We start from the raw sequence: 25,947 nt of genomic DNA on the forward strand, positions 1-25,947 counted from the left end.
GTGATCGGGGTAATGGCGCCCAAGGGCGCCTCGCCCTGGGGCCAGGATCAGGACGACGTGGTGTTCGTACCCTACACCACCGGCGGCCTGCGGCTGTTCGGCCAGCAGTTCCTGCGCAGCATCACGGTGTCGGTGGACGACGTGGCCCGCATCGGCGACACCGAGGCCGAGATCCACCGGCTGCTGCTGGCCCGCCACGGGGTGGAGGACTTTCAGATCCGCAACATGTCGTCCATCATCGACACCGTCTCCGCCACCACCCGCACCTTCACCTGGCTGCTCGGCTCCATCGCCGCCATCTCGCTGCTGGTGGGCGGCATCGGGGTGATGAACATCATGCTGGTGAGCGTGACCGAGCGCACCCGGGAGATCGGTATCCGCATGGCCACCGGCGCCCGCCAACGCCACATACTGCAGCAGTTCCTCACCGAGGCACTGGTGGTTTCGGCCCTGGGCGGCGCCATCGGCGTGGTGCTGGGGCTGGCCGCCGCCGCCCTGGTGGGCCGCTTCGAGATCCCCGTGTATTTTTCCCTGTCGCCGGTGCTGCTCGCCTTCGGCTGCGCCTTTGTCACCGGCCTGGTGTTCGGCTGGTTGCCGGCGCGCAAGGCCGCCCGGCTCGACCCCGTTATCGCCCTGGCTTCGGAGTAACCATGACCGCTTTATCCCCCCGCACCCTGTCCCTGCTGGTGCTGCTGGCCCTGACCGGCTGCGCTCTGCCCGGCGGCGAGCCGCCCCTGGCGGAGCAATGGCGCAACCCGGCCGACGGCCATGCCGAGCTGGATCGCCAGTGGTGGCAGGGCTTTGGCTCCCCCGAGCTGAACGCCCTGATCGAACGGGCCCTGGCCGGGGCGCCGGAGTTGCGCATCGCCGCCGAACGCATTGCCCAGGCCGAGGCCCAGCTCGCCGCCAGCGGCGCCTCGCTGTTTCCCAGCCTCAACGCCAGCGGCGACGCCAGCCGCAGCTGGTCCGATGCGAGCGTCGGCGAGCGCAGCAGCCTGGGGCTCAGCCTGGGCTACGAGCTGGATCTGTGGGGCAAGAACCGGGCCGCCCGGCTGGCCGCCGACGCCAATCTCAGGGCCAGCCGTTATGACTACGAGAGCGCCCGCCTCGGCCTGACCAGCGCGGTGGCCACCACCTGGTTCCAGTGGCTGGCCAGCCGGGAGCGGCTTGGCATCGGCGAGGCCAACCTGCGCCTGGCGGAAGACAACCTGGCGATCGTCGAGGCCAAATACCGCCACGGCGCCAGCGCCCTGAGCGAGGTGCACCGCCAGCGCAGCGCCGTGCTCAGCCAGCGGGCCAGCCTGGGGCCCCTGCGCGAGCAGGCCAGCCAGGCCCGCTCCGCCCTGGCGGTGCTGCTGGGTGAGTCGCCCCAGCAGTTCGAGCTGGCCGACGCCGGCCTGATGCAATTGCAACTGCCGGCCGTGGCGGCCGGGCTGCCCGCCGAGCTGCTCGCCCGCCGCCCCGATCTGGCCAGTGCCGAGGCGGCGCTGCTGGCGGCGGACGCCAACCTGGCCGCGGCCCGCGCCGCCCTACTGCCCGGCGTCAGCCTCACCGGCAGCGGCGGCCTGGCCTCCGATGCCCTGCTGTCGCTGGCGGATCCCAGCCGCAGCCTGAGCCTGGGTGCGTCCCTCAGCCAGGTGCTGTTCGACGGCGGCCGGCTGCGCGCCCAGGTGCGGCTGAACGAGGCCCGCCGCCGGGAGCTGGCCGAAAGTTACCGCCAGGCGGCGCTCACCGCCCTGAAGGAAGTGGAGGATGCCCTCGGCAACCAGGCGTTGTACCGGGAGCAGGAAAGCCAGCAGCGGGCCATCGTTGCCGAGGCGCGGGAAACCCTGCGCCTGACCGAACTGCGCTACCGGGAAGGGGCCGAGGAACTGCTGGCGCTGATCGACGCCCAGCGCACCCTGTTCAGCGCCGAAGACCAGCTGGCCAGCCTGCGCCAGAGCCGGCTGGACGCCGCTCTCGGCCTGTACAAGGCCCTCGGCGGCGGCTGGCGGGCCGGCTAGCAGCCGGCCAGGGCCAGCTCCAGCCCGCGCCATACCGCCTCGTGCTGGCAGTGGGCGATATTGATGCGCATAAAGTCGTCGCCATTGTCCTGGCTGCTGAAATGGCGCCCCGGGGCCAGCAGTATGTCCTGCTCCGCCGCCCGCCGGCTGAGCCGGGCGGCGCCGATGCCCGCAGGCAGGCGGACCCAGCAAAAAAAGCCGCTCGCCGGCTTGTGGGCCAGGCGACAGCCAAGGGACTCCAGCCGTTCAAACACCGGATGGCGTACCTCGTCCAGACGCCGGCGCAGTTGCTCCACATGGCGGCGATAGCGGCCGCCGGTCAATAACCGGTACATCAGGGTTTCGGTGGAAGGCGGCGTGGACATGCCGGTGATCAGCTTGATGTCGGTCAGCTCGGCGATAACGGCCGGGTTGCCGACCAGAAAGCCGACCCGGAAATCCGCCGACAGGGTCTTGGACAGGCTGCCCAGGTACAGCACCCGCTCGAACCCCGCCAGGCTGGCGTAGCGGGAGGCCCGCTGGGTATCGAAATCCGCGTAGATGTCGTCTTCCAACAGCCAGCACTGGTGCCCGGCGAGCAGGCTCAGCACCTTGTGTGCCCGGCTGCGGCTGACGCTGGCACCGATGGGGTTGGACAGCACCGAGTTGGTGATGTAGAGCACCGGTTTGTGTTGCTCCAGGGCCAGTTTGAGTGCCGCCAGGTCGGGCCCCTCCTGCTCCCGGGGCACCGCCACCGGCACCGCCCCCACCAGCCGCAGCGCGGCGAGGAAATTGTAGAAACCGGGATCGTCCACCAGCACCCGATCACCGGGCCGCACCAGGGTGCGCAGGGCCAGATCCAGGCCGTGGGAGGCGCTGGCAGTCATCAGGATCTGCGCCGGATCCGCCTGAATGTCGATCTGCTCCAGCCGCAGGCCGAGCTGGCGGCGCAAGGCCGGGTGGCCCTGGGCGGTGCCGTATTCGGTGAGCGGCGCCGGCTGCCGGGCCAGTTCGCGCAGCGCCGAGCGAATGTCCTCGTCGCCCAGCCAGCCGCCGGGCAGGCAGCCGCTGCCGGGCTTGAAGCGAAACCGCTCGGTGTCCATCACCTGGCGCAGCAGCGCCACCTCCTGGGCCATGGCGCTGCCCGAGGCGTCCACCTCCAGCGCCAGCCGGCGGGTTTGCGGGCTCCGCGCCACGTACACGCCGCTGCCCTGGCGGCTGACCACCAGGCCGGCGGCCACCAGCCGCTCGTAGGCGTCGGCCACGGTGAAGCGGCTCACTGCCAGCTGTTCGGCCAGCGCGCGGATAGAGGGCAGCTTTTCCCCGGGCTTCCAGCGTCCTTCTCCTATGGCCTGGGTGGCATGGCGCACCAGCTGCTCCACAAAGGGGGCGGCGGCGGCCTTGTCGAACGCCCAGTCGGCGGCGGAAATTGTCATGGCGAAGTCACCTGTACACTTGGGTCATTTTTATAGGAAGTGTCCTGATTGTCTGGTAGTAAAGCGACTATGATGGCCAGACGCAAGTGCTTCACCTGTCCTCTTCTCGCCATCAGGAGCTGTTATGAACACCACTCACCGGCTTTCCGCTCCGGCGCCCCGCCCTCTGCTCGGCATGGCCTGGGGGTTGCTGGCCGTGATGCTGTTTTCCGCCGGCCTGCCCGCCACCCGAGTGTCGGTGGAAGCAGGCATGTCGGGACTGTTTACCGGGGCCGGTCGTGCGGCCCTGGGGGCGCTGTTCGCCATGACACTGCTGCTGCTGACCCGTCAGCGCCTGCCTTCCTTCCGTCAGTGGGCCCGGCTTGGGGTGGTGGCGCTGGGGGTGGTGTTTGGCTATCCGTTGCTGTCGTCGGTGGCCCTGGAAACCGTCTCGGCCACCCACAGCGTGCTGGTGACCGCCCTGCTGCCCCTGTGCACCGCCCTGTTTGGCGCCTTTCTGCACCACCACCGCCCTCGCCCCGGCTTCTGGCTGTACGCCCTGGCCGGCACCGCCCTGGTATTGTTTTACGCGGCCCGCCAGGCCGAGGGCCAGTGGCAACTGGCGGATCTGTGGCTGTTGCTGGCCTGTGTGCTGTGCGGCCTGGGCTATGCGGAAGGCGCGCGGCTGGCAAAGGAGCTGGGCAGCTGGCAGGTGATCTGCTGGGCCCTGGTGCTGTCGCTGCCGCTGTTGCTGCCCATTGTGTGGGCCAGCTGGCCGGCAACCGAGGTGGCCCTGTCGGGCTGGCTGAGCATGCTGTACCTGAGTTCGGTGAGCATGTTTATCGGGTTTTTCTTCTGGTACCGCGGCCTGGCCCTGGGCGGCGTGCCCCTGGTCAGTCAGGTGCAGTTGCTGCAACCCTTTGGCGCCCTCTGGCTGGCGGCCTTGCTGCTGGGCGAGCCGGTCTCGGCCCAGGCCATCTGGATCTGCCTGGCCGTGGTGGCCTGCGTGGCGTTGGGGCGGCGCTACGCCTGAGCCAGGGCTTGCCTCTATAATGGGGCTCATGACCACCGGCGGAGAACCCCATTGACGACCCCCAATTATCTGGCCGGCTATCCGGACAGCCTTCAGCAACAGGCCCGCGAGCTGCTCGCCAGCGGCAGGCTGGGCACTTACCTGGAGCGAAAGTATCCCCAGTCCCATGGCGTGCAGAACGACAAGGCGCTCTATGACTATGTCAGCGGGCTGAAAAGCCGTTACCTGAAAAAAACGGCGCCACTGAGCCAGGTACGCTACGACAGCAAGCTCAACGTGGTTCAGCAGGCGCTGGGCCTGCACACTTACCGGGCACAGCTGCAGGGCAGCAAGCTCAGAACGCGCAACAGCATTACCGTGGCCGCCCTGTTCCGCGAGGGGCCGCCGGAGTTTCTGCGCATGATAGTGGTGCACGAGCTCGCTCACTTTCGGGAAAAGGATCACAACAAGGCTTTTTATCAGTTGTGTTGTCATATGGAGCCCGATTATCACCAACTGGAGCTGGATACCCGGCTGTGGCTGCTGTGGCGGGATCACGCCGACCGAAGCTGAGCGGCCTTAACCCGATATTTTTCCTTTTAAAAACAATAAAGAACCCGCTCTTTATGTGGGAAATACGTATACTCGCCCTCCCCCGCGGGCTCTAGAATTAGCCCTGAGTAACACCCATTTTCAAATCGGGGATAATAACAATGACCAAGACCATACTACTGGGAGCTTTGCTGGGCGCCGCTGCCGCTCCAGTGATGGCCGAGATGCCACCCCAGGCCGCCACCTGCGTCAGTTGCCACCTGGCCTCCGGCCTCGGCATGGCCAATGTGGCACCCTCCATTGCCGGCATGCCGGCATCCTACCTGGCCGCACAGTTGCGCCATTTTCAGACTGGCGAGCGCGACAACGCCATCATGAAACCCATGGCCATGATGCTGGACGACGCCGGCGTTGAGGCGGTAAGCCAGTGGTTTGCCGGGCTGCCGGTCAGCCTGCCCGAGGATCCGGCATTCCGGGGTGAAAAGCCGGCCCCCCAGCACATGGCGCCGGGAGAAAAGCTCGCCTACCAGGGAGACTGGCAGCGGGACCTTCCCAGTTGCGTGGCCTGCCACGGTCCCGAAGGAGTGGGTGTAGGAGAGATCTTCCCGCGCCTGGCCGGCCAACATGCCGACTACATCGAAAGCCAGCTCAAGGCCTGGCAAAGCGGCAGCCGCGCCACCGATCCCCATGGCCTGATGGCCCCGGTGGCCAAAAAACTGACCGCGGAAGAAATTACCGCCGTCGCCAGCTACTTCGCCAGCCTGGGAGGCCAATAACATGAACCGAATTTCTGCCATTATGCTCGGCCTGTCGCTGGCCGGCGTGACCGCCGCCCAGGCGGTAGACACCGCCAAACTGGCCATTCAGGAAGAGCTGCCGGTGGGCAAGGTGGCCGGTGAGTATCCGCAGGCACCGGGCTGGGACAAGCTGCCCGAGGGCGAGTTTGGTGACAAGGTGATTCGCGGTTACAACTACTTCGTCAACACCCAGGCGCTGGCGCCCGTGTTTGTGGGCAACGGCCTGAACTGCGTGAACTGCCACATGGACGGCGGCAAGAAGGAAAACGCCGCCCCCCTGTGGGCTGCCTACATGAGTTACCCGGCCTTCCGTGCCAAGAACAACAAGATCAACACCTATGAAGAGCGAATCCAGGGCTGCTTCCTGTTCTCCATGAACGGCACCCCGCCCGGCCACCTGGATCCGGCACTGGTGGATCTGTCGGCCTACGCCTACTGGCTGGCCCAGGGCACCCTGACCGGCGAGGCTTTCGATCCGGCCGACATGGTCATTCCCAGCGATGAAGATCTGGTCAAGGGCGGCAAGCGCGACGATTTCCCCTTTATGCAGCCCTACCTGGAAGCGGGCGGCAGCAAAGAACCGGCCCTGCCGGGACGGGGCTATCCGGTGATCGACGAACCGGCCCAGGCGCCGGACATCGCCCGGGGCAAACAGGTCTATGAGCAGGAATGTGCGGTGTGCCACGGCGCCAACGGCGAAGGCCAGAAGGTCAACGATCGCTATGTGTTCCCGCCCCTGTGGGGCCCGGACACCTACAACTGGGGCGCCGGTATGCAGCGGGTGAACACCGCCGCCTACTTCATTCACCAGAACATGCCCCTGGGCCAGCCGGAAAAACTCACCGAACAACAAGCCTGGGACGTGGCCATGTACCTCGACACTCACGAGCGCCCCCAGGATCCCCGCAACCAGGGCTCGCTGGAAAAAACCGTTGAGCAATTCCACGGCGGCCACAGTCAGTACGGCAAGGAAGTGAATGGCAGCGTGCTGGGCACCGCCAGCTATCCTAATCACCCGAACAAGCCGTAATTGTCCGCTGCTATCAAACAAGGGCCGCAAATGCGGCCCTTATTACTGATACGCGCTGTTTATGTTCAGAAGGCGATGGGCAGACTGAAGCTCACTTCCACATCCGGCGCATCTTCGGTCAAACCCGCCTGCAAATTCATGTTGAGCGACATTTTTTCAGTCAGGGCCAATGAAAAACCGGTGGAAAGGCTATCAATCTGTAACATTTCACCCACTTTATTACCATTGATGCTGGATTTAAACACGGTTCTGTGGTTCACACCCAGACTGAATGACAACCGGTTATTTACCGCAAACCCCATGCCCATACCCAGAAAGAAACTGTTGCCCAGGTTGAATTTGTCTGGGCCATTATTCGGATCGTCTGGAGTAAGATCACGACCAGCGGTATCACCCAGACTCCAAGTATAACCGGCAGTACCAAAGAGCACCGCCGGATCGGTGGGATAAATCAATGTCATGCTGGGCTCAATGGACCAAGAGCCGGAGCCGGTGGGCGGATCCTTGAAGATATCATTTTGATCCAGTTCATTATCAAAGGGGGAGTCTCCGGTATCTGATTTCACTCTGACCCCCCCAATCCAGAAGGGCGCCGATTCCAGATTAAACTGATACCGAATTGCACCTTCAATATCTCCCAGCCCTCCACCGTTTGAAGTAAAGGTTCTTGGCGCTTCTGACGCTTCATTGTTACCAATACGCTTGGAGAAAGTATCATAGCGATACACCCAGGGAACTCTCAACTCCAGTTCAATCCTGTCAGTGAGTCCGTAACGCGCGGCTAGACTGGTGGTGAAGGTAGCCTGGTCTGCATCTTCCAGTTCAATAATCCCTACCAGAAATGCCGGCACCTGGGTAAAGCCCAGGATGGAAATGCGGTTTGATGTATTCTGGGAGTAGCTGAATGCCGGCTCGATCTCAAACGTCCCCTTTGGAGTCAACAAGCCTCGGGTTTCCAGCGTATTAGCAATAGAGTCAACAACTTGTTTATCTTGAGCATGGGCCGGCACCACCAGTGAAAAAAGCAAGCCGGTGAAGAATATCCCTTTTTTCATAACTATCTCCTTATTCCATATCTTGCTATCAACCTGTGTAATGACGACGTTGAAATACACAGCAATTCTGCGGCTTTTCCTGTCCGCCCCGGCACCATATCCAACACCCGTTTTATTGCATATTCCTCTGCTTTTTCCCTCGCTTTTCTCAAGCTTAGATCACGGTGCGTGGCAATGACAAAATCATCATCCAAGCCCATTATGGATGCATCAAGATAGTCACTCTCACACTTGGAAACCCCAATGGTGATCCGGTCAATCAACTCGACCACATTACCTGGCCAACTATAGCTAAGGATGATGTCTTCAGCACTGGGTGAAAAGTCTAATATTGACTTACCCCATTTTGTTGAAATTTTTTGAAGATAATATCTGGCCAGCAGCAATCTGTCCTGCCCTCGGTGCCTGAGGGAAGGTACGCAAATCCATTCACGCTTAAGATATGAAATCAACTCAGGTATTACAGAGTTACACCGGTCAACATCTTGCAGCTCCATACTGCAACTAAAAACAAAAAAGCATCCTTCGACATTCATGGAAAGAAAGTCACATATACCCCATTGCACTTTCTCAGGAAGATCAACAACATCATTAACAAAAAAACAGACTCTATTATTTCTGTTCTTGATAAATCTTAGTCGCTCATGAATGTCATTATTCTTTGAATTTAAATTCAAACTGACCAAATCAAGTATTGAGTAATTATGAGTATCGGCCCAGCGTCTGGCAAGGAATCTCTTCCCGACGCCAGCTTCACCAGACAAAGTAAGACAACCATCATTACTGGCATACAGTTTTTTTAATGTCTTCTTAAACTCTTCATGTTTACCGACGACTTCGCCTTTTTGCATTGGTAAACATAACATATTCCTAAGTTCACTCATGCCATAGGCCCGCCCGAGTGTCACCAGCAAACGCTCGCCACACACCGGCGTAGTGTGATAATCATAACAATAATTCACTACAAACAGACTCCAGGCCTTCTGAGAAAGCTGCTCCCTCGAAAGCAGGGCAATCCAGGATATTCCCTGGTATCTGTTCATAAAAGACTTAAGTGTCGTCGTAGGCTCAGTCTCACCCGCACAATCCAGCAGGGCAACCGTTGTCTCACGACTGTCAAGGTACGCTGATGCAGAATCAAGGTTGGAATAGCGGGCCAGCGACCAGTGAATAAACTGATCGCCCAGTGATGTCAGAACTGCTTTGCTGCTTGAACACTGCAGCAGAAGAATCTCCCTTTCCAAAAACATGTCTATCCACCGACTCGTTACTCTGGAGAGTAGATAACAATATAGCTCATAGAGGACAAGGACGCGGAAAGCTCCACAAAAAATAGCTAAGATAATGATTGTGCAGTAATTTTTTAGCACCGGAGAGTGCATCCCTTGCCGCTGCACCATAAGCAAATAATCAGCAAAACACGCTTTAACATAAGATCCATCTTATGCACCCTCCATCTCCACACCATGTTGCTACACTGTTAATATCCCACCCGCTGAGTGGCAGCCCTGACTCTTGTTGCCACCTTGCTTTGTGACCGGTAGACATCATAATTAATTGGTGTTTTCACATTAATGTCAACAGTAGCATTAGTCTTAATGTTATTTGCTGAGTTTTTGATAATCAGCCCCATTTTTCCTGCATCTAAAACCGGAGTAATCCGCACTCCCGTGACATCCGTTATTTCTCTGTTTGCCTGGCCATTGAGAAGATCCCGCAGGCTACTATACAAAGCCAGTCTATTATTAACCGTTACCTTCATACTGAGGCCTATTGAAAAGTGTGTATCGGCTGTATAAAACCCTCCTCGCTGCTGCTCCAATACGCTCTCTGTCAAGGCGGTAAGACTGTTAAAAGCAGGTTCATTGCTCTTTGCCACCGCCAAGGAAGAGGTCAACACCAATGCTACCATCAACCATTTCATAGCGGCTCCTCCATTAGTAATCATATTCGGATGGCAACATCAAATCCGTCAGATGAGGCAGTCTCTGCATTAACGCCATTCTTGTCGGTGCGTCAGCCGCCGAATGTTCCCAGTCCTCACGCTGATTAAAACTCGCCTTAGCCAGCTCCACGTTATCCCTGATAAACAAAAACACACCATTACTGGCCGACTTGAATTCATTTATGCCGATAACATGCAGACCCAATGAGGGGTCGCCGACCAGCACTTTATCGTCCTGAATTCCCTTAACAACCACAAAGTGGTTATAGCCACTGTAATTCACCAGGGCAATTGCGGGCATAGCGATATCTTTCAGCTTGTCAACATCCAGTCTGAAACCATCCGACTTAAGGCCCCTTCTTGCCAGAAAACTTTTCATATCCAGCATGGAAAAGCCTTTTTCCTCTATCTTCGCTTTGTCTCCATACCTGAACATTTCCTCAAACACCATTTCTTCTGTCATAGGCATGTTGTAGTGATGGCTCATAAGTGAAGCCAGTGCGGCCGAGCCACAACTAAAATCATACTTTTGTTTCACTACCTCCCCGAATTTTATTTCAGAAAACGACTGAACCGGCACCCTTAGCCGGCTACCACCAGCGCCTGGCATATTCAGTGCAAAACTCATGGCTGGTAAAAAAGCGACTATCCATAGTAACTTTTTCATATCATCTCACCGAGATTATATTGACGTTAGTATTCATATTGGTAACGTTATTGTTCCCTGAACTAAGGTTTATCATCATGATGCCGTGGGCACCATTAAAAGCTCCTTGGGAGATGGCATTAAACCCGGTCAGACTGTTTATGACGGCACCATTCACTTCGCCATGCTGAACAGACAAATTATCCTGATCATCATGAACAAGATACATACCTCGCTCATCACTCAGTGCATGTTCATCGATAACGGAAAACTGCTCTAACGCAGCGGTATTGGCAAATGCCGAAGAAGCCACCATTGCCGAAACAATCAGTAAACTTTTCATGGTTCCCTCCAATATCAGGCCGACCCCGAAAGGCCGGCCCCAAACAGTTAGAACTGAACACTGCCGTTAACATTAATGGACTGGTTAGCTACAGAAGCATGGCCGGAAACAGCCGCTTGCTGAGCCATACCATGAATCGAGCCGGCATTGCTCAGGTTGTTGTTACCGGAAGTAATCATGGATACCGACTTCACCATCACTTGCGCGTTGGACGCAGCAGTTTGATCCAGATCCTGATCAGGCATCAGCTTGGCCAGACCCGCACCGGCACCCATGCCCGCACCCAGGCCGGCACCCAGGCCAGTACTGGCACCGCCATCACCGCCATCGCCGCCATCGCCGCCATCGGCATCATTACCCTTGTCAAAGCCCAGGGTGAAAAGGCCAAAGTCCAGCACACCAGCGTGGCCACCATTACCGCCGTTGCCGCCACTGCTGTCGCCGGCCAGACCGACACCCACGCCCAGCCCTACGCCCAGGCCCACACCGGCACCCACGTTAAGGCTTTCCTGGGTCATATTTCCTTCATTTCCGGCATATGAGTCGGCAGTATTACCGCCGCCCTTAGAGGTGGAGGAAACGGTACCGCCGTAGCCTATCTGGAAGTTTTTGTTCTTCTGCTCACTGATATTGTATTTTTCATGAGTCCAATTAAAGTCATAGTCGTAATCATAGTCATAATCTTTGTTGAAGCTATGTTTAATACTGTGGTCGTCATCATCACTAAGGTTGTATTCTTTATTGTACTCCTTAGAACTTGTCTTAGTGTAAGTATCGTTATCGTTAATACGAACGTCCTTGCCGGCCTGAATACCGTCATCATTGGTCATCTCAGTACCACCGGAGCAGCAGGCATCATCTTCATTATTATAACCATCGCCACCGCCTGACCAAGGATAACCCGTAGCACTCGCACCAAATGACATACCCAGGGAAGCGGCAATAATTACGGCTAGGGTTTTCTTTTGAATAGACATGATAAAGTCCCTCTTTTGCTTTTATTTCAGCGTTGTGTCCACCTATTTCGCCACTGCAGACAATTAATGCTAATGCAATTGCCTTTGGCGAGCTCAGGGTTCTTTCTGCTCAACCCTAATTTAAAGGTTAGCGGAGGGACTTGATAATGACGTATCAAAATCGAGCAAAGTTAAATCAAATTGAAATATTCACAAAAAAAAGACAGTGTATCACATATAAGAAATCTCATTTTTAAGGTAACAGAATCAATTGAATCTAAACTTGAAAACCAAATGCTTAAAACAGCACCCCATATGAAACCAAATCTCTGAAGAGGCACCATTGAATTACCACAAACAGACCTATTTAAACTCAAGCATTGTCTCCAAAAGCACTCGAGCGAGACCTCTTTTTTAAAATAGAAACCATAAAGCCTCATTCGGAGCTAAATTTACACTGTACATTTATAACCATTCATAATAAAGAAGCGGAATTTATTATTAAATTCGTCACTGGTTCTGGCCGCCATTTTGGCGGCCAGAAATAGATAAGCTCATCTTTTGTGCCGTAACTCAAAAGTTCTTCTGTTTTTTGCACCTTGAACCGCCGAGATCACACCGCCTTTTGGTAGGAGCCTGATGCTGCTATTTTTCCCGTCATCATGCGCATGTCAAAACCGGTGGGGCTTTGGTGCACGCGCAGGTCAAACTCGGGTAGCACGGCGAAGATGTGATCGAAGATGTCGGCCTGTATCCCCTCGTATTCCACCCAGCTAGTGGTGCTGGTAAAGGCGTAGATCTCGATGGGGATGCCTTCGCTGCCGGATTCCAACTGGCGTACCATCAGGGTCATTTGCTGGTGAATGTGGGGGTGCTGACGCAGCATGGCCGCCAGATAGGCTCTGAAGGTGCCCAGGTTGGTCAGCCGCCGGCCGTTGACCAGAGACGTCATGTCGGCCGCCTGCTCGCTGTTGTAGCGGCTGATTTCCTGCACCTTGTCATTGAGGTAGCCGTCGAGCAGACGGGCTTTCTGCAGCCGGTGAATGTCGGCTTCATTCAAAAAGCGCACGCTGGCGGCGTCAAGGCGCAGGCTGCGCTTGATGCGTCGGCCACCGGACTCACTCATTCCCCGCCAGTTCTTGAAGGAATCGGAAATCAGGGCATAGGTGGGAATGGTGGTAATGGTGTGATCCCAGTTTTTCACCTTGACCGTGGTCAGACCGATGTCGATCACCTCGCCGTCGGCGCCGTACCGGCCCATTTCCAGCCAGTCTCCGACTGCCAGCATGTTGTTGGCGGAAAGCTGAATACCCGCCACCAGGCCGAGAATGGGATCCTTGAACACCAGCATCAGCACCGCCGTCATGGCCCCCAGGCCGCTCAGCAGGATCACCGGCGACTTGCCGATCAGGGTGGACACGATCAGCAGGCCGATAAAGATGCTGGCCATGAGCTTGACGCTCTGAAAAATGCCGCGCAGGGGAAAATTGCGCATGGCCGAATGCTGGCGAAAAATATCCAGCAGGGCGTCCAGCAGGGAATAGAGCGACAAGAGGGCGTAAAGCAGTATCCACAGGTTGGCGGCGGTCTGAATGGAGGGCAGCAGCAGGGTCTCACCTTCCAGCCAGAGGCCGGCCTGTATATAAATGATGATGCCCTGCAGGGTCAGCGCCAGCCGGCCAAACAGCTTGTGTTCAAAAAAGGCACTGCGCCAGATACGTTGCGTTCCCCGGGCCCGGCTTTCCACCCAGCGCAGCACCACCCGGTGCAGCACAAAATGGATGCCCAGAGAAATCAGCACAATCAACCCCAGCGCAATGCCGGTATAGGCCAGTTTGGCAAACTGCGGCACATACTGGTTGAGCCAGGGCATCAGCCAGCCTTCCAGATCCTTGACCTCATTCATTGCTATCACCCTTGTTGTTGATACAAGCCATCATGCTACCGGCTGCATCAGGCCTCATCAAATAGCGGGGCCATAACGATAATCGCCGCCGGCCTTGAGCGCCTTGCGATACGCCGGCCTGGCCTGCAGCGCCTCCACATAGGCCCGCAACCGGGGAAAGCTGTCGGCCAGCTCGGGGCTGTGCATGGCGGCTTCCAGCGGAAAGCTCATCTGAATGTCGGCGGCACTGAACCGCTCCCCGCCGAACCACTCGTGGCAGGACAGATGATCCGCCACAAAATTCAGGTGAGTATGGATCTGGCCGTCGAGAAAGGCCCGGTTTACTCCCGCCACGATTTTGCCCACCAGGGGCCGCACGAAAAACGGCATAGGCGCCTGCCTGACCCGCTCAAACACAAAGCGCATCAGCAACGGCGGCATCAGCGAGCCCTCGGCGTAGTGCAGCCAGTACACATACTGCCACCAGGCGGCACTGTCCCGCTCGGGCAGCAGGGTCGCGGCCCCGTAACGCTGGGCCAGATAATCGACAATGGCTCCCGACTCGGCCAACGTCAGGCTGCCGTCGGTGATCACCGGGGACTTGCCCAGTGCATGTATTTTTTTCAGGCTCTGGGGCGCCAGCCCGGTGTCGGCATCGCGCCGGTAGCACACCAGCTCGTAGTCCAGCTCCAGCTCTTCCAGCAGCCACAGTATGCGCTGGCCGCGGGAGTGTTCCAGGTAGTGCAGGGTGATCATGATGGTCTCCTTGCTGAATGCGGTCCGGCATTGACCGACCAGAAATGTAACAAAAATGTTTTAAGACTTATGTCCAATGGTGACAACCGTTAACAGCCCTTAGGATGGCGAATGCTTAAACAGGGAAAGTATTCTTCATCGAGGAGATGATCATGTCTGATGCACCATCCCAGACCTACCGCTCTCAGCGCAAGCCCCGCCGTCATTTCGACAACCGGGCCGCCTATCTGGAGCACGAATTGTCCATCATGTCGCCCCGCCGCTGGGGGATCAACCTACCGTTTCGCGATTACAGTTTTGAACTGGAAGATCTGGTGCCGGCACTGGCGGCCACCATTGGCAAAATCGTGATGGTGGCCGCCGTGGTGGCGGCCTTTGCCGGCCCCCTGGGCCTGAGCGATGCCTTTGTGGTGGAAAACGTCCGCTTTGAAATGCTGATAGCGGCGCTGCTGTTTGTCATCCTGTTTTCCGGTTTTATCAACCCCAACGCCAACCTGGCCGGCACCCACGGCCCCATGATCCCGCTGATCCCGCTGATTGTGGCCTCCGGCGGCCATCCGCTGGCCCTGGGCTTAATGGTGGGCCTGCTGGGGCTGCTGCTCAGCATCAGCAAGGGCGGCAGCAAGCTGATGGCATTGACCAGCGACGGGGTGCGCGGCGGCCTGCTGATTTACCTCGGCGCCGTGGGCCTGATCAGCCAGATCAAGGCACTCACCGCCTGGGCCAACGGCCTGGACATGGGTCATATCGCCTTTGTGGTCATCCTCGCCACCATCATCATGTATGCCTTGCTGGCCCGGCTGGAAATGCGCTGGCTGTCGATTCCGCTCGGCTCCGGCATCGCCTTTCTGATTGCCATCGTGCTGGGCGCACCCTTTGAGTTCGTGACCGAGCCCGGCATTCCCCACCTGAGCCCCTCCTACTGGTGGGGTGAAAACACCGGCTGGCAGATGGGCTGGCCCGGCCTGCAGCACTTTATCAGTGTGGCGCCCTTTGCCGTGCTGGCGGTGGCCATGTGGTCCCCGGACTTTATGGGTCACCGGGTGTTCCAGGAGCTGAACTACCCGAAAAAGGCCAACAAGGTGCTGATGAACGTGGACGACACCATGGCCGTGGCCTCGGTGCGTCAGGCCGTGGGCAGCGTGCTGGGCGGTGGTAACCTGGCGTCGTCCTGGGGGACCTATATGATCCCCGCCGCCATCGCCAAGCGCCCTATTCCCGCCGGCGCCGTGCTCACCGGTGTGTTCTGTGTGGTGGCCGCGCTCTGGGGTTACCCCATGGATCTGGCGGTATGGGCCCCGGTACTGCGGGTGGCGCTGATCGTGGGCGTGTTCATGCCACTGCTGGAAGCCGGCATGCAGATGACCCGCAACACCACCAGCAGCCAGGCGGCCGGCATAGTGGTGTTCGCCTCCGCCTTCGTTAACCCCGTGTTCGGCTGGTCCATGACCATGCTACTCGACAACCTGGGCCTGATCGGCGACAAGGAGCGGGGCAAGAAACTGCGCCTGATGGACCGCTGGGTCATTCCGGGCATCACCTTTGTCATTCTGCTGGCCATCATGGCCGCCGTGGGCATGCTGCCGGGCATTCCGGCGCTGATCACCGGCGTCTGATAAGCCCACACCAGCAAAAAGCCGGAGCCCTGCTCCGGCTTTTTTATTACTGCGCGGTGAGGAGTGAGGGGTGAGGAGACCCACAGCAACTCCCCCAGTATTTTCTCCTCCCCCCTATCCCCTCACTCCTCTCTTTCTTTACCCCTCACCGTTAAAGGCGAATTCCGGTGCCAGCCGGCTGAGCCCCAACCCCTGCCCCTTGCTCAGTTTGATCTGCACCGGCACCCGCTCCTTCAACGCCTCGATATGGCTGATGATGCCGATCATCTTGCCGCTGGCGTTGAGCGCATCCAGGGCATCCAGCGCCACTTCCAGGGTGTCGGCATCCAGGGTGCCAAACCCTTCGTCGAGAAACAGCGAGTCGATGCGGGTCTTGCTGCTCACCAGATCCGACAGCGCCAGTGCCAGCGCCAGACTGACCAAAAAGCTCTCCCCCCCCGACAGGGTTTGCGTATCCCGGGCCACGTCCGCCTGCCAGGTGTCGATCACCGCCAGCTCCAGCTCGGCATTGTCGTTGCGGGCCAGCCGGTAGCGGCCATGCAGCCGTGCCAACCGGCGGTTGGCCAGGTACACCAGGTGCTCCAGGGTCAGTCCCTGGGCGAAACGGCGGTAACGGGCGCCATCGGCGGAGCCGATCAGGCTGTTGAGCTGATCCCAGCGCTGCAACTGACGGCGGTGCCGCTCAATTTCGTCCAGTAACGCCTGTTGCCGGCGGCGCTGGGCGGCATCGTGCTCCAGACGCTCGTCCAGCCGGCCCAGTTGCTGTTGCAACAGGTTGACGGCCTGCTGGTGCTGCTGCTCTCCTTGTTGCAGTGCATCGAGGGCCGCGGGCGCGCTATCCCCCAGCTGCCGCCGGGCCTGCTCGGCCTGAGCCAGCCGGTCTGCCGCCAATGCCTGCGCCTGTTGCAGAGCCTGCCACCGCGCCTGCAACTGCCGGCGCTCGTCCTCCTCCAGATGCGCGGCGAGAAAGGCGGCCTCGTCGGCAAAGGGGCTGGCGGCCAGCGCCTGTTGCCAGGCTTCTCGGGCCTCGTTAAGCCCCCGCTCCAGATCCGTCTGCTGCCGGCGCTCCTGCTCCAGCAGCGCGCTCTGGCGTTGCAGTTCATCATGCAGTGAAGCAAGCCGAGTCTCCGCCTCGTGTGCTGCCGCCAGCGGATCGGGCGCCGTCACCGGCTCACCATCGGCCAGCTCCAGCGACTGCCAGCTTTCCTGCCAGCGCCGGACCAAACGGGCCGCCTCATTCAGCCCGGAGGCCAGTTGCTGGCGCTGCTCCTTCAGCTGGTTGACGGCCTGTTGCTGCTGCTGCCAGTGCTGCCACTGCTGTTCCCTGTCCCGTAGCCAGCCGGCCCAGTCCTCGGGGCAGGCCCAGCCAAACTCGGCCAGGGTTCGGCTCAGGGTCTGTTGCAGCGCTTCACCCTGTTGAGCCGCTTGCTCCTCGTCCTGCGCCAGTTGCTGCGCCTGCTGTTGCAACGCCGCTTGTCGTTGAGCCAGCAGTTGGGTCTGATGTTCCAGCTCGCCGACGTGAGTGATGGCGGCCTGCCGCGTCTGTTCCGCCTCGCTCAGTGCTTGCCGCGCCGCCTCCAGCTGCTCGGTCAGTGTCTCCAGCTGCGTCAGCCGATGGCGGCGTTCCGCCAGTTGCGCCGGCCAGTGCTCGGCGGTCAGCGCAAGCCGCTGCAACAGCGACTGCTGACGGCCGAGCTGCTGGTCAATGGCCTGGGTCAGATCCTGCAGCCGCTGCCGGGCCTGCTCCAGCGCCGCCTTGCGCTCCGCCTGCTGCTGACTCAGGAGCTGACCGTTTTTCTCCAGCTCCGTCAGCTCAGCCCGCGCTTCGGCCAGGGCCCTGGCGGTGCCGTCGTCCAACGCCTGATAGCGCTCAATTGCCGGGTGGGACTCACTGCCGCAAAGGGGGCAGGCCTCGCCGGGCTGCAGGTGGGCCCTGTGTTGCTCCAGGGAGCGGATCAGCTGCTCCTGTTCCAGCAGCGTGGTCTTGTCCCGCACCCGCTCCTTGAGCAAACGGTAGTGTTCGCGAAACTGGGCCAGTTGTTGCTCACCCTGCTGCCAGGCCGGTTCCAGGGTGGCGAGCCGGTCCTGCAACTGGCGCTGCTCGGCCTGCTGGCCGGCCAGCCAGTCGGCGCCCTGCTGCAGGGCGCTCCAGTGGGACTGTTCACCGCGCAGTTGCTGCAGCCGCGCCTTGAAGGTCGGTTCGCTCTCGTCACCAAGCAGGCCCGCCAGCGCCTGCTGCTGCTGTTGATGTTGCAGCTCCGCCTGTTGTCGTCGCTTCGTGGCGTCGGCCAGCTGCTCCGCCAGGTTCCGGCCTTGCCGCTGCAACGCCTCTTGCTGCTGTTGTTGCTCCTGCCGGCGGGCCTGCCGCTCGCCCGCCTGGCGCTGCAGGTCGGTCAGCCGGCCCACACTGGCACGCCAGCCCGCCAGTTGCTCGCCCAGCCGTTCACCGGCGACGTTGGCGGCCATGGCCTCCGCCCGCTGTTGCAGTTGCTGTTCGAGCTCATTGTCCAGCGCCTGCAAGGCCTGCTGATGCTGACGGCTGAACGACAGCCCTCGCCAGCAGAACTGAGCGCGTTCTGCCGTCAGACGGGCCAGCTCGGCCTCACGCCGCTCCCGCTGAGTGCTCAAGGCAGCCAGGCTGGCCTGCTGCTGCTGTTGCTGCTGCCATTGGGGCTGGAGCCGGGCCGCGGGCTCGCTTTGTTCCAGTTTACGCTGTTCGGGTGCGGCCTCGGTTAGCGCCGCCTGCGCCTGTTGATGGGCCTGGCTTGCCTGCGCCAGCTGCTGCTCGCACCGATCCCATTGCTGCCGGTGCTGCAATGCGTCCCGGGCTTGCTGTAGCGCTCGCTGGCCCTCGGCCAGCTCGCGGGCGGCCTGCTCCCGCTGCCGCTCAATGGCCCGGCGGTCTTCTTCATTCAGCAGGGCCATGCCCTGCAACTGGGCTTCCTGCCGGGCCAGCGCCTGCCGGTGTTCCCGGGTTTGTTCAAACACCCGCTGGGAAATGCGGGCGTAAATGTCGGTGCCGGTGAGCTCTTCCAGCAGTTCGGCGCGTTCGTTGGCGCCGGCATGCAAAAAGGCGGCAAAGCCGCCCTGGGCCAGCATCATGGACTTGGTGAAACGGCCGAAGTCGAGACCGGTGAGGGTTTCCGTCAGCCTGAGCTTGTCGTTGATTCTGTCGGTGAGAATTTCCCCGTTCCGCCTGGCCAGCTCCACCTTGGGGCCCTGCAGCTTGCCGTCGGCCTTGCCCCGGGCCCGGCGCTGACTCCAGAAGGCCCGGTAACCCTCGCCTTTAATCTCGAACTCCACTTCCGCCAGGCAGTCGGCGGTGTGCCGGGTCATCAGCTCGTTGCTGGTGGCCGACACCGTCCCTATTCGCGGCGTCTCGTGATAAAGCGCCAGGCAGATGGCGTCGAGCAGGGTGGTTTTGCCGGCGCCGGTAGGCCCGGTGATGGCAAACAGGCCGTTGTCGGCAAAGGGCGACTGAGTGAAGTCGATTTTCCACTCGCCCTGCAGGGAGTTGAGGTTTTTCAGCCGCAGGCTCAGGATTTTCATGCATGCTCCTTCAGATCTGCCAATACCCGGGCATAGAGGCCATGCAGCCCGGTTGCCTCGTCCGGCGCCAGCTCCTCGGCGGCCAGCCGCCGTTCAAACACCTGTTCCGGCGTGAGCTCGCTCAGGGTTTCCTTCTGCTCGGCCATCAGGGTCGCGCCGCGTTCGCGCCGGCCCCGGCGTACCAGCAGCACCTCCACCGCCAGCTCCTCACACAGGGCCTGTACCCTGGGCTGGAGATCGCTCAGGTAGTCGTCTTCCGTGACGGTCACTTCCAGCCACACCGGCCGTTCGGGCGTGCCCGCGGCGGCCGCCTCGGGCAGCCGGCGTTCCAGCTCGGTCAGGCTGCCACTCACTCGCGCCAGGGGCTGAAATACCGGCACCGGCAACGGCGTAACCCCTTGCAGGCCCGAGGGCGCCAGCTCCACCAGCAGCACCTCCTTTTGCTGGCCGGCTTCATCAAAGCCCAGCGCCAGCGGCGAACCGCTATAGCGAATGTGCTCGCAGCCGGCCACCTTCTGGGGCCGGTGTATGTGCCCGAGGGCAATGTAGTCGGCGGCGGGAAAGGCGCTGGCGGGAAAAGCTTCCAGGGTGCCGATGTAAATCTCCCGCACCGAATCGCTGCTGCTGGCCCCCACGGTAGTGAGATGGCCGGTGGCCACAATGGGCAACTCGCCGCCCAGTTCAACACGGCGGGCCTGCGCCTGCTCAAACAGCTGTTGATAATGCCCGGCAATGGCCTGCTGCAGGGCCCGGCCCTTGTCGTCGGCGCTGTCGCCGGCCCGGCTTTCCAGCAGATCCCGCGGACGCAGAAAGGGGATGGCGCAGAGCACCGCCGCCGGCTCGCCGCGCCGGTTGGCCAGAGTAATCAGCTGCTGCTCCGGCTCCGCCAGCGCGCCGGGGATCACCCGCACATTCAGCGCCCCCAGCAGTTCCCGGGATTCATTGAGCATGGCCACCGAGTCGTGGTTGCCGCCCAGCAGCACCAGGCTGGCGCCGGTGCGGCTCATGGCCACCACAAAGTTGTGGTAGAGCTCGCGGGCATAGCTGGGGGGCGTGCCGGTATCGAAGATGTCACCGGCCACCAGTAGCGCGTCCACCTCATGGCGGTTCACCTGTTCAACCAGCCAGTCAAGAAAGGCGGTGTGCTCGTCAAGGCGGGTTTTGCCCATAAAATGCTGGCCCAGGTGCCAGTCGGAGGTATGCAGTATGCGCATGAAGGCCCTTGTGTGCGTTCGGGTTTGCCGGCTATTAAACCCGCTCCTCCGCGGCGGTGCAATTGGCCTTGGCCTTGTCGCCAAACTTGCTAGACTGACGCCCTTCTCTTTTGGTTTGTTGCCCCATGCCGTTTTCCTACGATTTTCTCGCCCTGGCCGCCGCCGCCTGCTGGGCCGTGTCCAGTTTGCTGTCGGCCAGCGCCGCCCGTCATCTGGGGGCCTTTGCCTATTCCCGCTGGCGCATGTTTTGCGTCAGCCTCATGCTGTGGAGCGCCGCCCTGGTGACCGGTGGCTGGGCCAGCCTGAACACCGCCAGCCTGGGCATCATGGCCTTGTCGGGACTGATCGGCATTTTTATCGGTGATACCGCCCTCTATGCCGCCATGAACCGGCTGGGCCCGCGCCGGGCCAGCGTGCTCTTTGCCACCCATGCGCTGTTTTCCGTGGCGCTGGGCTATGCCCTGTTTGATGAACGCATCGGCGGTCAGGCGCTGCTGGGGGGCGGCCTGCTGGTGGGCGGCGTGATGACCGCCATCTTCCTTGGCAAACGGGGCAATGAAACCCATGCCTGGGAGCAGGACAACGGCAATCCCTGGCCGGGCATCGCCCTCGGGCTGCTGTCGGCCCTGTGCCAGTCGGTGGCAACCCTGATGGTCAAGCCGGTGATGGAAGGAGATATCGACGCGGTGGCCGCCTCGGCGGTGCGCATGAGCACCGCCTTTGTGGCGCACCTGGCGCTGTTGTGGGCCGGGCTGGCAATCGCCCGGCCGCTGCAACGCATTAACTGGCCGGTGTTCGGCATGGTGGCACTCAATGCCTTTCTCGCCATGGGCGTAGGCATGACCTTGATTTTGCTGGCGTTACGTTACGGTGAGGTGGGCATGGTGGCCATGCTGAGCTCGGTGAGCCCGGTACTGGTGCTGCCTCTGCTGTGGCTCATCATGAAACGCCGTCCCGCCGGTGGTGCCTGGCTGGGCGCCTTGGCCACCGTGATTGGCACGGCGTTGATTGTGACTCGTTAGGAACTGGCCGCCAGGGCCATAACGATTAGAGGCTGAGTCCTTCTGCCCCCAGCGCCCGGCGCACGCCCGGATCTTCCTTCATGTCCTGAAAGTGCCGGGCCAGGTGCGGGTAGGGCGCCAGCCCCTGGGGCAGCACTTGCGTGGCCCAGTATTCATAGGCAAAGGCGCAGGCATCGACAATGCTTTGGTGCTCATCCATATACCAGGTGCGGCTGGCGAGGTGGTTGTCCATGCGCTGCAGAAAGGGCGCGACTCGCTCGGGTACCGCTGCCTTGATGGCCTCATGGGCGGCAAAGCTGCGATCGGACGTATATTTCTGGGGCGCAAAAAAAGGCACAAAGGCGTGGTAGACATCCGCATTGAGAAAGCTCAGCCAGTAGTCGCACTGATACTGCAGCACAGGGTCGCTGCCCGGCCCCAGGTGACCGCCCTCCGGCAAGCGGGCCAGATAGCGCAGAATGGCACTGTTCTGGTAGAGAGCGCCCATGTCGTCGGTCATCAGCACCGGTACCGCCGCCATGTAATTGATCTTGAGAAACGCCGGATCCCGCGTGTCCGCCAGCTCCAGCTCAAAGGGTAGCTCCAGCCAGCACAGTACAATATGCGGAGCCAGGGAGCAGGCACCGGGCTTGTAATACAACTTCATCGAATAAGGCCTCCTTGATACGGCAACAACGCCACGACGGCGCTGAAGCCGCCGCCGTGAACTTACATCAAGTATTGGCAGGGAATGGAAAATTGGCGACGCTTCACCAGGAAATGTCGCCAACCGGATACCGGAACAGTGAGCGGAGCCTCAGTCTTCGACCGCCAGCAGCATTTTTTTGAGCAAGGCTGCAAACTGCTGCTGCTCATCCGCCGACAGGACGCCGGCGAGCTCGGCCTCGGCGGCCAGGTGGTTGCTGACCGCTTCTTCCACCACCCTGAAACCGTCGTCGGTGAGGGTGACGATCACGCCGCGGCGATCGTGATCCGCCTGGGCCCGGGTCACCAGCCCCCGGCTTTCGAGCCGGTTGATGCGGTTGGTCAGCGCCCCCGAGGAGATCAGCACCATGCTCTGCAGCTGGTTGGGGGACAGCTGAAACGCGGGCGGATGCCGGCGCAGGGCCGCCAGCACATCGAATTCACCGACGTTGAGATCAAAGCGGGCCAGATCCTGCAATACCCGGCGGGTGATGAAATATTCGAGCCGCACCACCCGGCCGATAACTTCGGTACTGTCAAAATTCAGATCGGGACGGGCCCGCTGCCACAGGGTCACGATGCGATCAATCTGATCCATGATGCCGTCGGTATGTTGCGTGTGGTTGTTGTTCATTGTTCTTGGTTCTTCCTGGACGTCATTTTGATATCAAGACAATCTACATCATAACATAAAGCCCGGGACCTAAGCCCCGGGCCGATATCGGGATATTCGCCGCACGGCGCATTTAATGGCCATGATTCTTGGGGTATACTCGCCGGGTTTAACGGAAAACAATGAAAGCCAACTGGGAGAATGAAAAGGTGAGCCTGTTTAAAAACCTGTTGCTTGCCGGTGTTGCCGCTGCTTCGCTGAGTGGTATGGCCTACGCCGCCAATGATATGTCGCCTGAAGCCATTGCCGAGCGCACCAAACCGGTGGGCAGCGTCTATACCGCCGCCGATCTGGAAGGCATCGTCGACACTGCCGCCGCCGGCGACAGCGGCGAACCCGCCGAGCCCCGCAGCGGTGAAGCGGTCTACACTGCCGCCTGCGCTGCCTGCCATGGCACCGGTGCCGCCGGTGCCCCGATCAAGGGTGATGCCGCCGCCTGGGGTCCGCGCGCCGACAAGGGTCGCGATACCCTGCTGAGCCATGCCATCAACGGCTTTAACGCCATGCCGCCGCGCGGTGCCTGTGGCAACTGCTCCGACGAAGAGATCGCCAACGCCGTTGACTATATGCTGGACGCCATTTAAGTCCTGCAGGTCAAACAGTGAAAAAGCCGCAGTCATGCGGCTTTTTTATTGCCCTCATCCCTCACTATTTCTTATCAAGCAGCGCCCGCAGGCTGGCCACGCCGGCCTGGCCCTTTTGCATCCGCTCCCCTTCACTCGGCGGCTTGCGGTTGTGCTCCCAGTCCAGATCCTGCTGGGGCAGTTCCAGCAAAAAGCGACTGGGCTCGGGGCGAATGGTTTCACCGTATTGCCGCCGCTCCCGGCACAGGGTAAAGGTGAGCGCCTGCTGGGCCCGGGTAATGCCCACGTAGGCCAGTCGCCGCTCTTCCTCGATGTTGTCTTCGTCGATGCTGCTCTGGTGGGGCAGCAGCCCTTCTTCCATGCCCACCATAAACACAAAGGGGAACTCCAGGCCCTTGGAGGCGTGCAGGGTCATCAGTTGCACCTGCTCGCCGTCGTCCTCGTCTTCGCCCCGCTCCATCATGTCGCGCAGGGTCAGGCGGGTGACCACTTGCGGCAGGGTCATGGCCTCTTCCAGATCCGAGCCTTCCAGCATCTGGCTGACCCACTTGAACAGGGTGGACACGTTCTGCATACGCATCTCCGCCGCTCGCGGGCTGGGTGAGGTCTCATACAGCCACTCCTCATAGTGAATGTCCTTGATCATGTCACGCACCGCTTCCACCGCGTTGCCCCGGGCGGCTTCATCCCCCAGCCGTACCAGCCAGTCGCTGAAGGCCCGCACCGCCACCAGCCCCCGGCCGGTGAGGCTCTGCTCCAGCCCCAGCTCAAAGCTGGCCGCAAACAGGCTTTTGCCCCGACCGTTGGCATAGGTGCCCAGCTTTTCCAGGGTGGTGGGGCCAATTTCCCGCCGCGGCGTGTTCACCACCCGCAGAAAGGCGTTGTCGTCGTCCGGATTCACCAGCAGCCGCAGGTAGGCCATGATGTCCTTGATCTCGGTGCGGGAAAAAAAGGAGGTGCCGCCGCTGATCTTGTAGGGAATGCGGTTGGTCATCAGCGCCTTTTCCAGCAGCCGGGACTGATGGTTGCCCCGGTAGAGGATGGCGTAATCGCCGAACTTGCTGGCATTCATGAACTTGTGGCCCATGATCTCGGCCACCACCCGCTCCGCCTCGTGCTCTTCGCTTTTGGCGAACAACACCCGCACCGGCGCCTCGTAGTCCATTTCCGAGAACAGCTGCTTCTCGAACACATGGGGATTGTTGGCAATCAGAATATTGGCGCACTGCAGAATGCGCCCCCGGGATCGATAATTCTGCTGCAGCTTGATCACCCTGAGGCTGGGGTAGTCCTCCTTCAGCAGCACCAGGTTCTGGGGCCGGGCGCCGCGCCAGGAATAGATGGACTGATCGTCGTCCCCCACCACGGTAAAGCGGGCCCGTTCGCCGGCAATCAGCTTGACCAGTTCATACTGGCTGGTGTTGGTGTCCTGATATTCGTCCACCAGCAGGTAGCGGATCTTGTTCTGCCACCAGGACCGCACCTCGGCATTGGTCTTGAGCAGCAGGGTGGGCATCAGGATCAGATCGTCAAAATCCAGGGCGTTGTAGGCCTTCATGTGGCGCTGGTAACGCTCGTAGCACTGGGCGAACAGCACGGTTTCGGGATCCGTGGCCAGCCGGGCGGCGCGGGCCGGCAGCACCAGATCGTTCTTCCAGTTGGAGATGGTGGACAACAGCCGGGAAATTTTGTCCTTGTCGCCTTCCAGCTCCTTCTCGGTCAATTCCTTGATCAGCGCCAGCTGATCCTGATCGTCAAACAGGGAAAAGCCCGCCTTCAGGTTAAGGGTCTTGTGCTCGCGCCGAATGATCTCCAGCCCCAGGGTGTGAAAGGTGGACACCATCAGGCCTCGGGCCTCGTGCTTGCCCAGGGTCTGCGCCACCCGCTCCTTCATTTCCCGCGCCGCCTTGTTGGTAAAGGTCACGGCGGCAATGTGCCGGGCGGAATAATCGCACTGGCGCACCAGGTAGGCGATCTTATTGGTGATCACCCGGGTCTTGCCGGAGCCGGCGCCGGCCAGCACCAGGCAGGGTCCGGCGATGTAGCGAACGGCGTCGTCCTGGGCGGGGTTGAGTTTCATGGCGGCTCCTGTTTGCGCTGATTGTCCGGCTCTCAGGGCAAAGGAACAGTTTCACGACACGCTTCAATAAATGCCACTCCCTCATGAAGTCTGCTGCGAACATTCACTGGATGTTCGGTCAGGCTTCATGAGCTCGTCACGGCAAGCAAGC

General features: G+C 60.4%; 23 protein-coding genes. 9 read left to right on the forward strand and 14 right to left on the reverse strand.

Annotated elements, in window-relative coordinates:
• Positions 1–12 precede the first annotated feature (12 nt).
• Positions 13–648 (forward strand): FtsX-like permease family protein, encoded by a 636-nt coding sequence (locus GU3_RS17290; protein WP_014290611.1) that lies wholly within the window; start codon positions 13–15, stop codon positions 646–648.
• A gap of 2 nt (positions 649–650) precedes the next feature.
• Positions 651–2,003: an efflux transporter outer membrane subunit gene (locus GU3_RS00590; RefSeq protein ID WP_014290612.1), complete on the forward strand. Its 1,353-nt coding sequence runs from the start codon at positions 651–653 to the stop codon at positions 2,001–2,003.
• On the opposite strand, the gene GU3_RS00595 is transcribed toward GU3_RS00590, so the two are convergent.
• Complete coding sequence (locus GU3_RS00595; protein WP_014290613.1) at positions 2,000–3,418, reverse strand: PLP-dependent aminotransferase family protein; 1,419 nt, start codon at positions 3,416–3,418, stop codon at positions 2,000–2,002. The two genes, GU3_RS00590 and GU3_RS00595, sit on opposite strands and share 4 nt — an antisense overlap.
• A gap of 124 nt (positions 3,419–3,542) precedes the next feature.
• On the opposite strand from GU3_RS00595, the gene GU3_RS00600 reads away from it, so the two are divergent.
• From GU3_RS00600 to GU3_RS00615, 4 genes are all read left to right on the forward strand, one after another.
• Positions 3,543–4,430, forward strand: coding sequence for a DMT family transporter (locus tag GU3_RS00600; RefSeq protein ID WP_014290614.1), 888 nt, complete (start codon positions 3,543–3,545; stop codon positions 4,428–4,430).
• Positions 4,431–4,481: 51 nt separating this feature from the next.
• Positions 4,482–4,982, forward strand: a complete 501-nt coding sequence (locus GU3_RS00605) for a M48 family metallopeptidase (protein ID WP_014290615.1) — start codon at positions 4,482–4,484, stop codon at positions 4,980–4,982.
• Positions 4,983–5,122: 140 nt separating this feature from the next.
• The gene (locus GU3_RS00610) at positions 5,123–5,737 is read left to right on the forward strand and encodes a c-type cytochrome (protein ID WP_014290616.1); all 615 of its coding nucleotides are present in this window, start codon (positions 5,123–5,125) and stop codon (positions 5,735–5,737) included.
• A 1-nt stretch (position 5,738) separates the two neighbouring features.
• Positions 5,739–6,788, forward strand: a complete 1,050-nt coding sequence (locus tag GU3_RS00615) for a c-type cytochrome (protein WP_014290617.1) — start codon at positions 5,739–5,741, stop codon at positions 6,786–6,788.
• A gap of 65 nt (positions 6,789–6,853) precedes the next feature.
• Here the strand turns inward: GU3_RS00615 and GU3_RS00620 are convergent, their stop codons facing one another.
• The 8 genes from GU3_RS00620 to GU3_RS00650 all read right to left on the reverse strand — a co-directional run bounded on the left by GU3_RS00620 (position 6,854) and on the right by GU3_RS00650 (position 14,374).
• Entirely contained in the window at positions 6,854–7,843 is a 990-nt protein-coding gene (locus GU3_RS00620) for a hypothetical protein (protein WP_014290618.1), read from the reverse strand.
• A gap of 2 nt (positions 7,844–7,845) precedes the next feature.
• Positions 7,846–9,093 (reverse strand): VpsR-related response regulator, encoded by a 1,248-nt coding sequence (locus GU3_RS16950; protein WP_158308459.1) that lies wholly within the window; start codon positions 9,091–9,093, stop codon positions 7,846–7,848.
• 230 nt (positions 9,094–9,323) lie between these two features.
• Complete coding sequence (locus GU3_RS00625) at positions 9,324–9,767, reverse strand: hypothetical protein (RefSeq protein WP_014290619.1); 444 nt, start codon at positions 9,765–9,767, stop codon at positions 9,324–9,326.
• A gap of 13 nt (positions 9,768–9,780) precedes the next feature.
• Positions 9,781–10,455 carry a C39 family peptidase gene (locus GU3_RS00630; protein WP_014290620.1) on the reverse strand — a complete coding sequence of 225 codons (675 nt, stop codon included), beginning with the start codon at positions 10,453–10,455 and terminating at the stop codon, positions 9,781–9,783.
• Position 10,456: 1 nt separating this feature from the next.
• Positions 10,457–10,777 carry a hypothetical protein gene (locus tag GU3_RS16955; RefSeq protein ID WP_148265828.1) on the reverse strand — a complete coding sequence of 107 codons (321 nt, stop codon included), beginning with the start codon at positions 10,775–10,777 and terminating at the stop codon, positions 10,457–10,459.
• Between the two features lie 47 nt (positions 10,778–10,824).
• Complete coding sequence (locus GU3_RS17210; RefSeq protein ID WP_158308460.1) at positions 10,825–11,754, reverse strand: hypothetical protein; 930 nt, start codon at positions 11,752–11,754, stop codon at positions 10,825–10,827.
• Between the two features lie 592 nt (positions 11,755–12,346).
• On the reverse strand, positions 12,347–13,606 hold the full coding sequence (locus GU3_RS00645) for a mechanosensitive ion channel domain-containing protein (RefSeq protein WP_193372542.1): 1,260 nt from the start codon (positions 13,604–13,606) through the stop codon (positions 12,347–12,349).
• 90 nt (positions 13,607–13,696) lie between these two features.
• Positions 13,697–14,374, reverse strand: coding sequence for a glutathione S-transferase (locus GU3_RS00650; protein WP_014290624.1), 678 nt, complete (start codon positions 14,372–14,374; stop codon positions 13,697–13,699).
• Between the two features lie 152 nt (positions 14,375–14,526).
• On the opposite strand from GU3_RS00650, the gene GU3_RS00655 reads away from it, so the two are divergent.
• Positions 14,527–15,990 carry a DUF3360 family protein gene (locus tag GU3_RS00655; RefSeq protein ID WP_014290625.1) on the forward strand — a complete coding sequence of 488 codons (1,464 nt, stop codon included), beginning with the start codon at positions 14,527–14,529 and terminating at the stop codon, positions 15,988–15,990.
• A 138-nt stretch (positions 15,991–16,128) separates the two neighbouring features.
• Here the strand turns inward: GU3_RS00655 and GU3_RS00660 are convergent, their stop codons facing one another.
• Together GU3_RS00660 and sbcD are read right to left on the reverse strand one after the other, a co-directional pair.
• Entirely contained in the window at positions 16,129–19,539 is a 3,411-nt protein-coding gene (locus tag GU3_RS00660; protein ID WP_014290626.1) for an SbcC/MukB-like Walker B domain-containing protein, read from the reverse strand.
• Complete coding sequence (sbcD, locus tag GU3_RS00665) at positions 19,536–20,753, reverse strand: exonuclease subunit SbcD (RefSeq protein ID WP_014290627.1); 1,218 nt, start codon at positions 20,751–20,753, stop codon at positions 19,536–19,538. Before sbcD ends, GU3_RS00660 begins: the two co-directional genes overlap by 4 nt.
• A gap of 125 nt (positions 20,754–20,878) precedes the next feature.
• Here sbcD and GU3_RS00670 point away from each other — a divergent pair, with 125 nt between their 5' ends.
• A complete protein-coding gene (locus GU3_RS00670) occupies positions 20,879–21,775 on the forward strand; it encodes a DMT family transporter (protein ID WP_014290628.1) in 897 nt (298 codons plus the stop codon).
• A gap of 25 nt (positions 21,776–21,800) precedes the next feature.
• On the opposite strand, the gene GU3_RS00675 is transcribed toward GU3_RS00670, so the two are convergent.
• Together GU3_RS00675 and GU3_RS00680 are read right to left on the reverse strand one after the other, a co-directional pair.
• The gene (locus GU3_RS00675) at positions 21,801–22,421 is read right to left on the reverse strand and encodes a glutathione S-transferase family protein (protein WP_014290629.1); all 621 of its coding nucleotides are present in this window, start codon (positions 22,419–22,421) and stop codon (positions 21,801–21,803) included.
• Positions 22,422–22,571: 150 nt separating this feature from the next.
• A complete protein-coding gene (locus tag GU3_RS00680) occupies positions 22,572–23,093 on the reverse strand; it encodes a MarR family winged helix-turn-helix transcriptional regulator (protein WP_014290630.1) in 522 nt (173 codons plus the stop codon).
• A gap of 161 nt (positions 23,094–23,254) precedes the next feature.
• Here GU3_RS00680 and GU3_RS00685 point away from each other — a divergent pair, with 161 nt between their 5' ends.
• Positions 23,255–23,716 carry a cytochrome c5 family protein gene (locus tag GU3_RS00685; protein WP_014290631.1) on the forward strand — a complete coding sequence of 154 codons (462 nt, stop codon included), beginning with the start codon at positions 23,255–23,257 and terminating at the stop codon, positions 23,714–23,716.
• A gap of 64 nt (positions 23,717–23,780) precedes the next feature.
• Here the strand turns inward: GU3_RS00685 and rep are convergent, their stop codons facing one another.
• Positions 23,781–25,796: a DNA helicase Rep gene (gene rep / locus GU3_RS00690; protein ID WP_014290632.1), complete on the reverse strand. Its 2,016-nt coding sequence runs from the start codon at positions 25,794–25,796 to the stop codon at positions 23,781–23,783.
• Positions 25,797–25,947: the final 151 nt, after the last annotated feature.

It is taken from the genome of Oceanimonas sp. GK1, from assembly GCF_000243075.1.
Classification (GTDB): Bacteria; Pseudomonadota; Gammaproteobacteria; order Enterobacterales; family Aeromonadaceae; genus Oceanimonas.

Coding starts and splice junctions, on each gene's coding strand:
- GU3_RS17290 (WP_014290611.1), top strand. CDS start 13: ATGGCGCCCAAGGGCGCCTCGCCCTGGGGCCAGGATCAGGACGACGTG.
- GU3_RS00590 (WP_014290612.1), top strand. CDS start 651: ATGACCGCTTTATCCCCCCGCACCCTGTCCCTGCTGGTGCTGCTGGCC.
- GU3_RS00595 (WP_014290613.1), bottom strand. CDS start 3,418: ATGACAATTTCCGCCGCCGACTGGGCGTTCGACAAGGCCGCCGCCGCC.
- GU3_RS00600 (WP_014290614.1), top strand. CDS start 3,543: ATGAACACCACTCACCGGCTTTCCGCTCCGGCGCCCCGCCCTCTGCTC.
- GU3_RS00610 (WP_014290616.1), top strand. CDS start 5,123: ATGACCAAGACCATACTACTGGGAGCTTTGCTGGGCGCCGCTGCCGCT.
- GU3_RS00615 (WP_014290617.1), top strand. CDS start 5,739: ATGAACCGAATTTCTGCCATTATGCTCGGCCTGTCGCTGGCCGGCGTG.
- GU3_RS00620 (WP_014290618.1), bottom strand. CDS start 7,843: ATGAAAAAAGGGATATTCTTCACCGGCTTGCTTTTTTCACTGGTGGTG.
- GU3_RS16950 (WP_158308459.1), bottom strand. CDS start 9,093: ATGTTTTTGGAAAGGGAGATTCTTCTGCTGCAGTGTTCAAGCAGCAAA.
- GU3_RS00625 (WP_014290619.1), bottom strand. CDS start 9,767: ATGAAATGGTTGATGGTAGCATTGGTGTTGACCTCTTCCTTGGCGGTG.
- GU3_RS00630 (WP_014290620.1), bottom strand. CDS start 10,455: ATGAAAAAGTTACTATGGATAGTCGCTTTTTTACCAGCCATGAGTTTT.
- GU3_RS16955 (WP_148265828.1), bottom strand. CDS start 10,777: ATGAAAAGTTTACTGATTGTTTCGGCAATGGTGGCTTCTTCGGCATTT.
- GU3_RS17210 (WP_158308460.1), bottom strand. CDS start 11,754: ATGTCTATTCAAAAGAAAACCCTAGCCGTAATTATTGCCGCTTCCCTG.
- GU3_RS00645 (WP_193372542.1), bottom strand. CDS start 13,606: ATGCCCTGGCTCAACCAGTATGTGCCGCAGTTTGCCAAACTGGCCTAT.
- GU3_RS00650 (WP_014290624.1), bottom strand. CDS start 14,374: ATGATCACCCTGCACTACCTGGAACACTCCCGCGGCCAGCGCATACTG.
- GU3_RS00655 (WP_014290625.1), top strand. CDS start 14,527: ATGTCTGATGCACCATCCCAGACCTACCGCTCTCAGCGCAAGCCCCGC.
- GU3_RS00660 (WP_014290626.1), bottom strand. CDS start 19,539: ATGAAAATCCTGAGCCTGCGGCTGAAAAACCTCAACTCCCTGCAGGGC.
- sbcD (WP_014290627.1), bottom strand. CDS start 20,753: ATGCGCATACTGCATACCTCCGACTGGCACCTGGGCCAGCATTTTATG.
- GU3_RS00670 (WP_014290628.1), top strand. CDS start 20,879: ATGCCGTTTTCCTACGATTTTCTCGCCCTGGCCGCCGCCGCCTGCTGG.
- GU3_RS00675 (WP_014290629.1), bottom strand. CDS start 22,421: ATGAAGTTGTATTACAAGCCCGGTGCCTGCTCCCTGGCTCCGCATATT.
- GU3_RS00680 (WP_014290630.1), bottom strand. CDS start 23,093: ATGAACAACAACCACACGCAACATACCGACGGCATCATGGATCAGATT.
- GU3_RS00685 (WP_014290631.1), top strand. CDS start 23,255: ATGAAAGCCAACTGGGAGAATGAAAAGGTGAGCCTGTTTAAAAACCTG.
- rep (WP_014290632.1), bottom strand. CDS start 25,796: ATGAAACTCAACCCCGCCCAGGACGACGCCGTTCGCTACATCGCCGGA.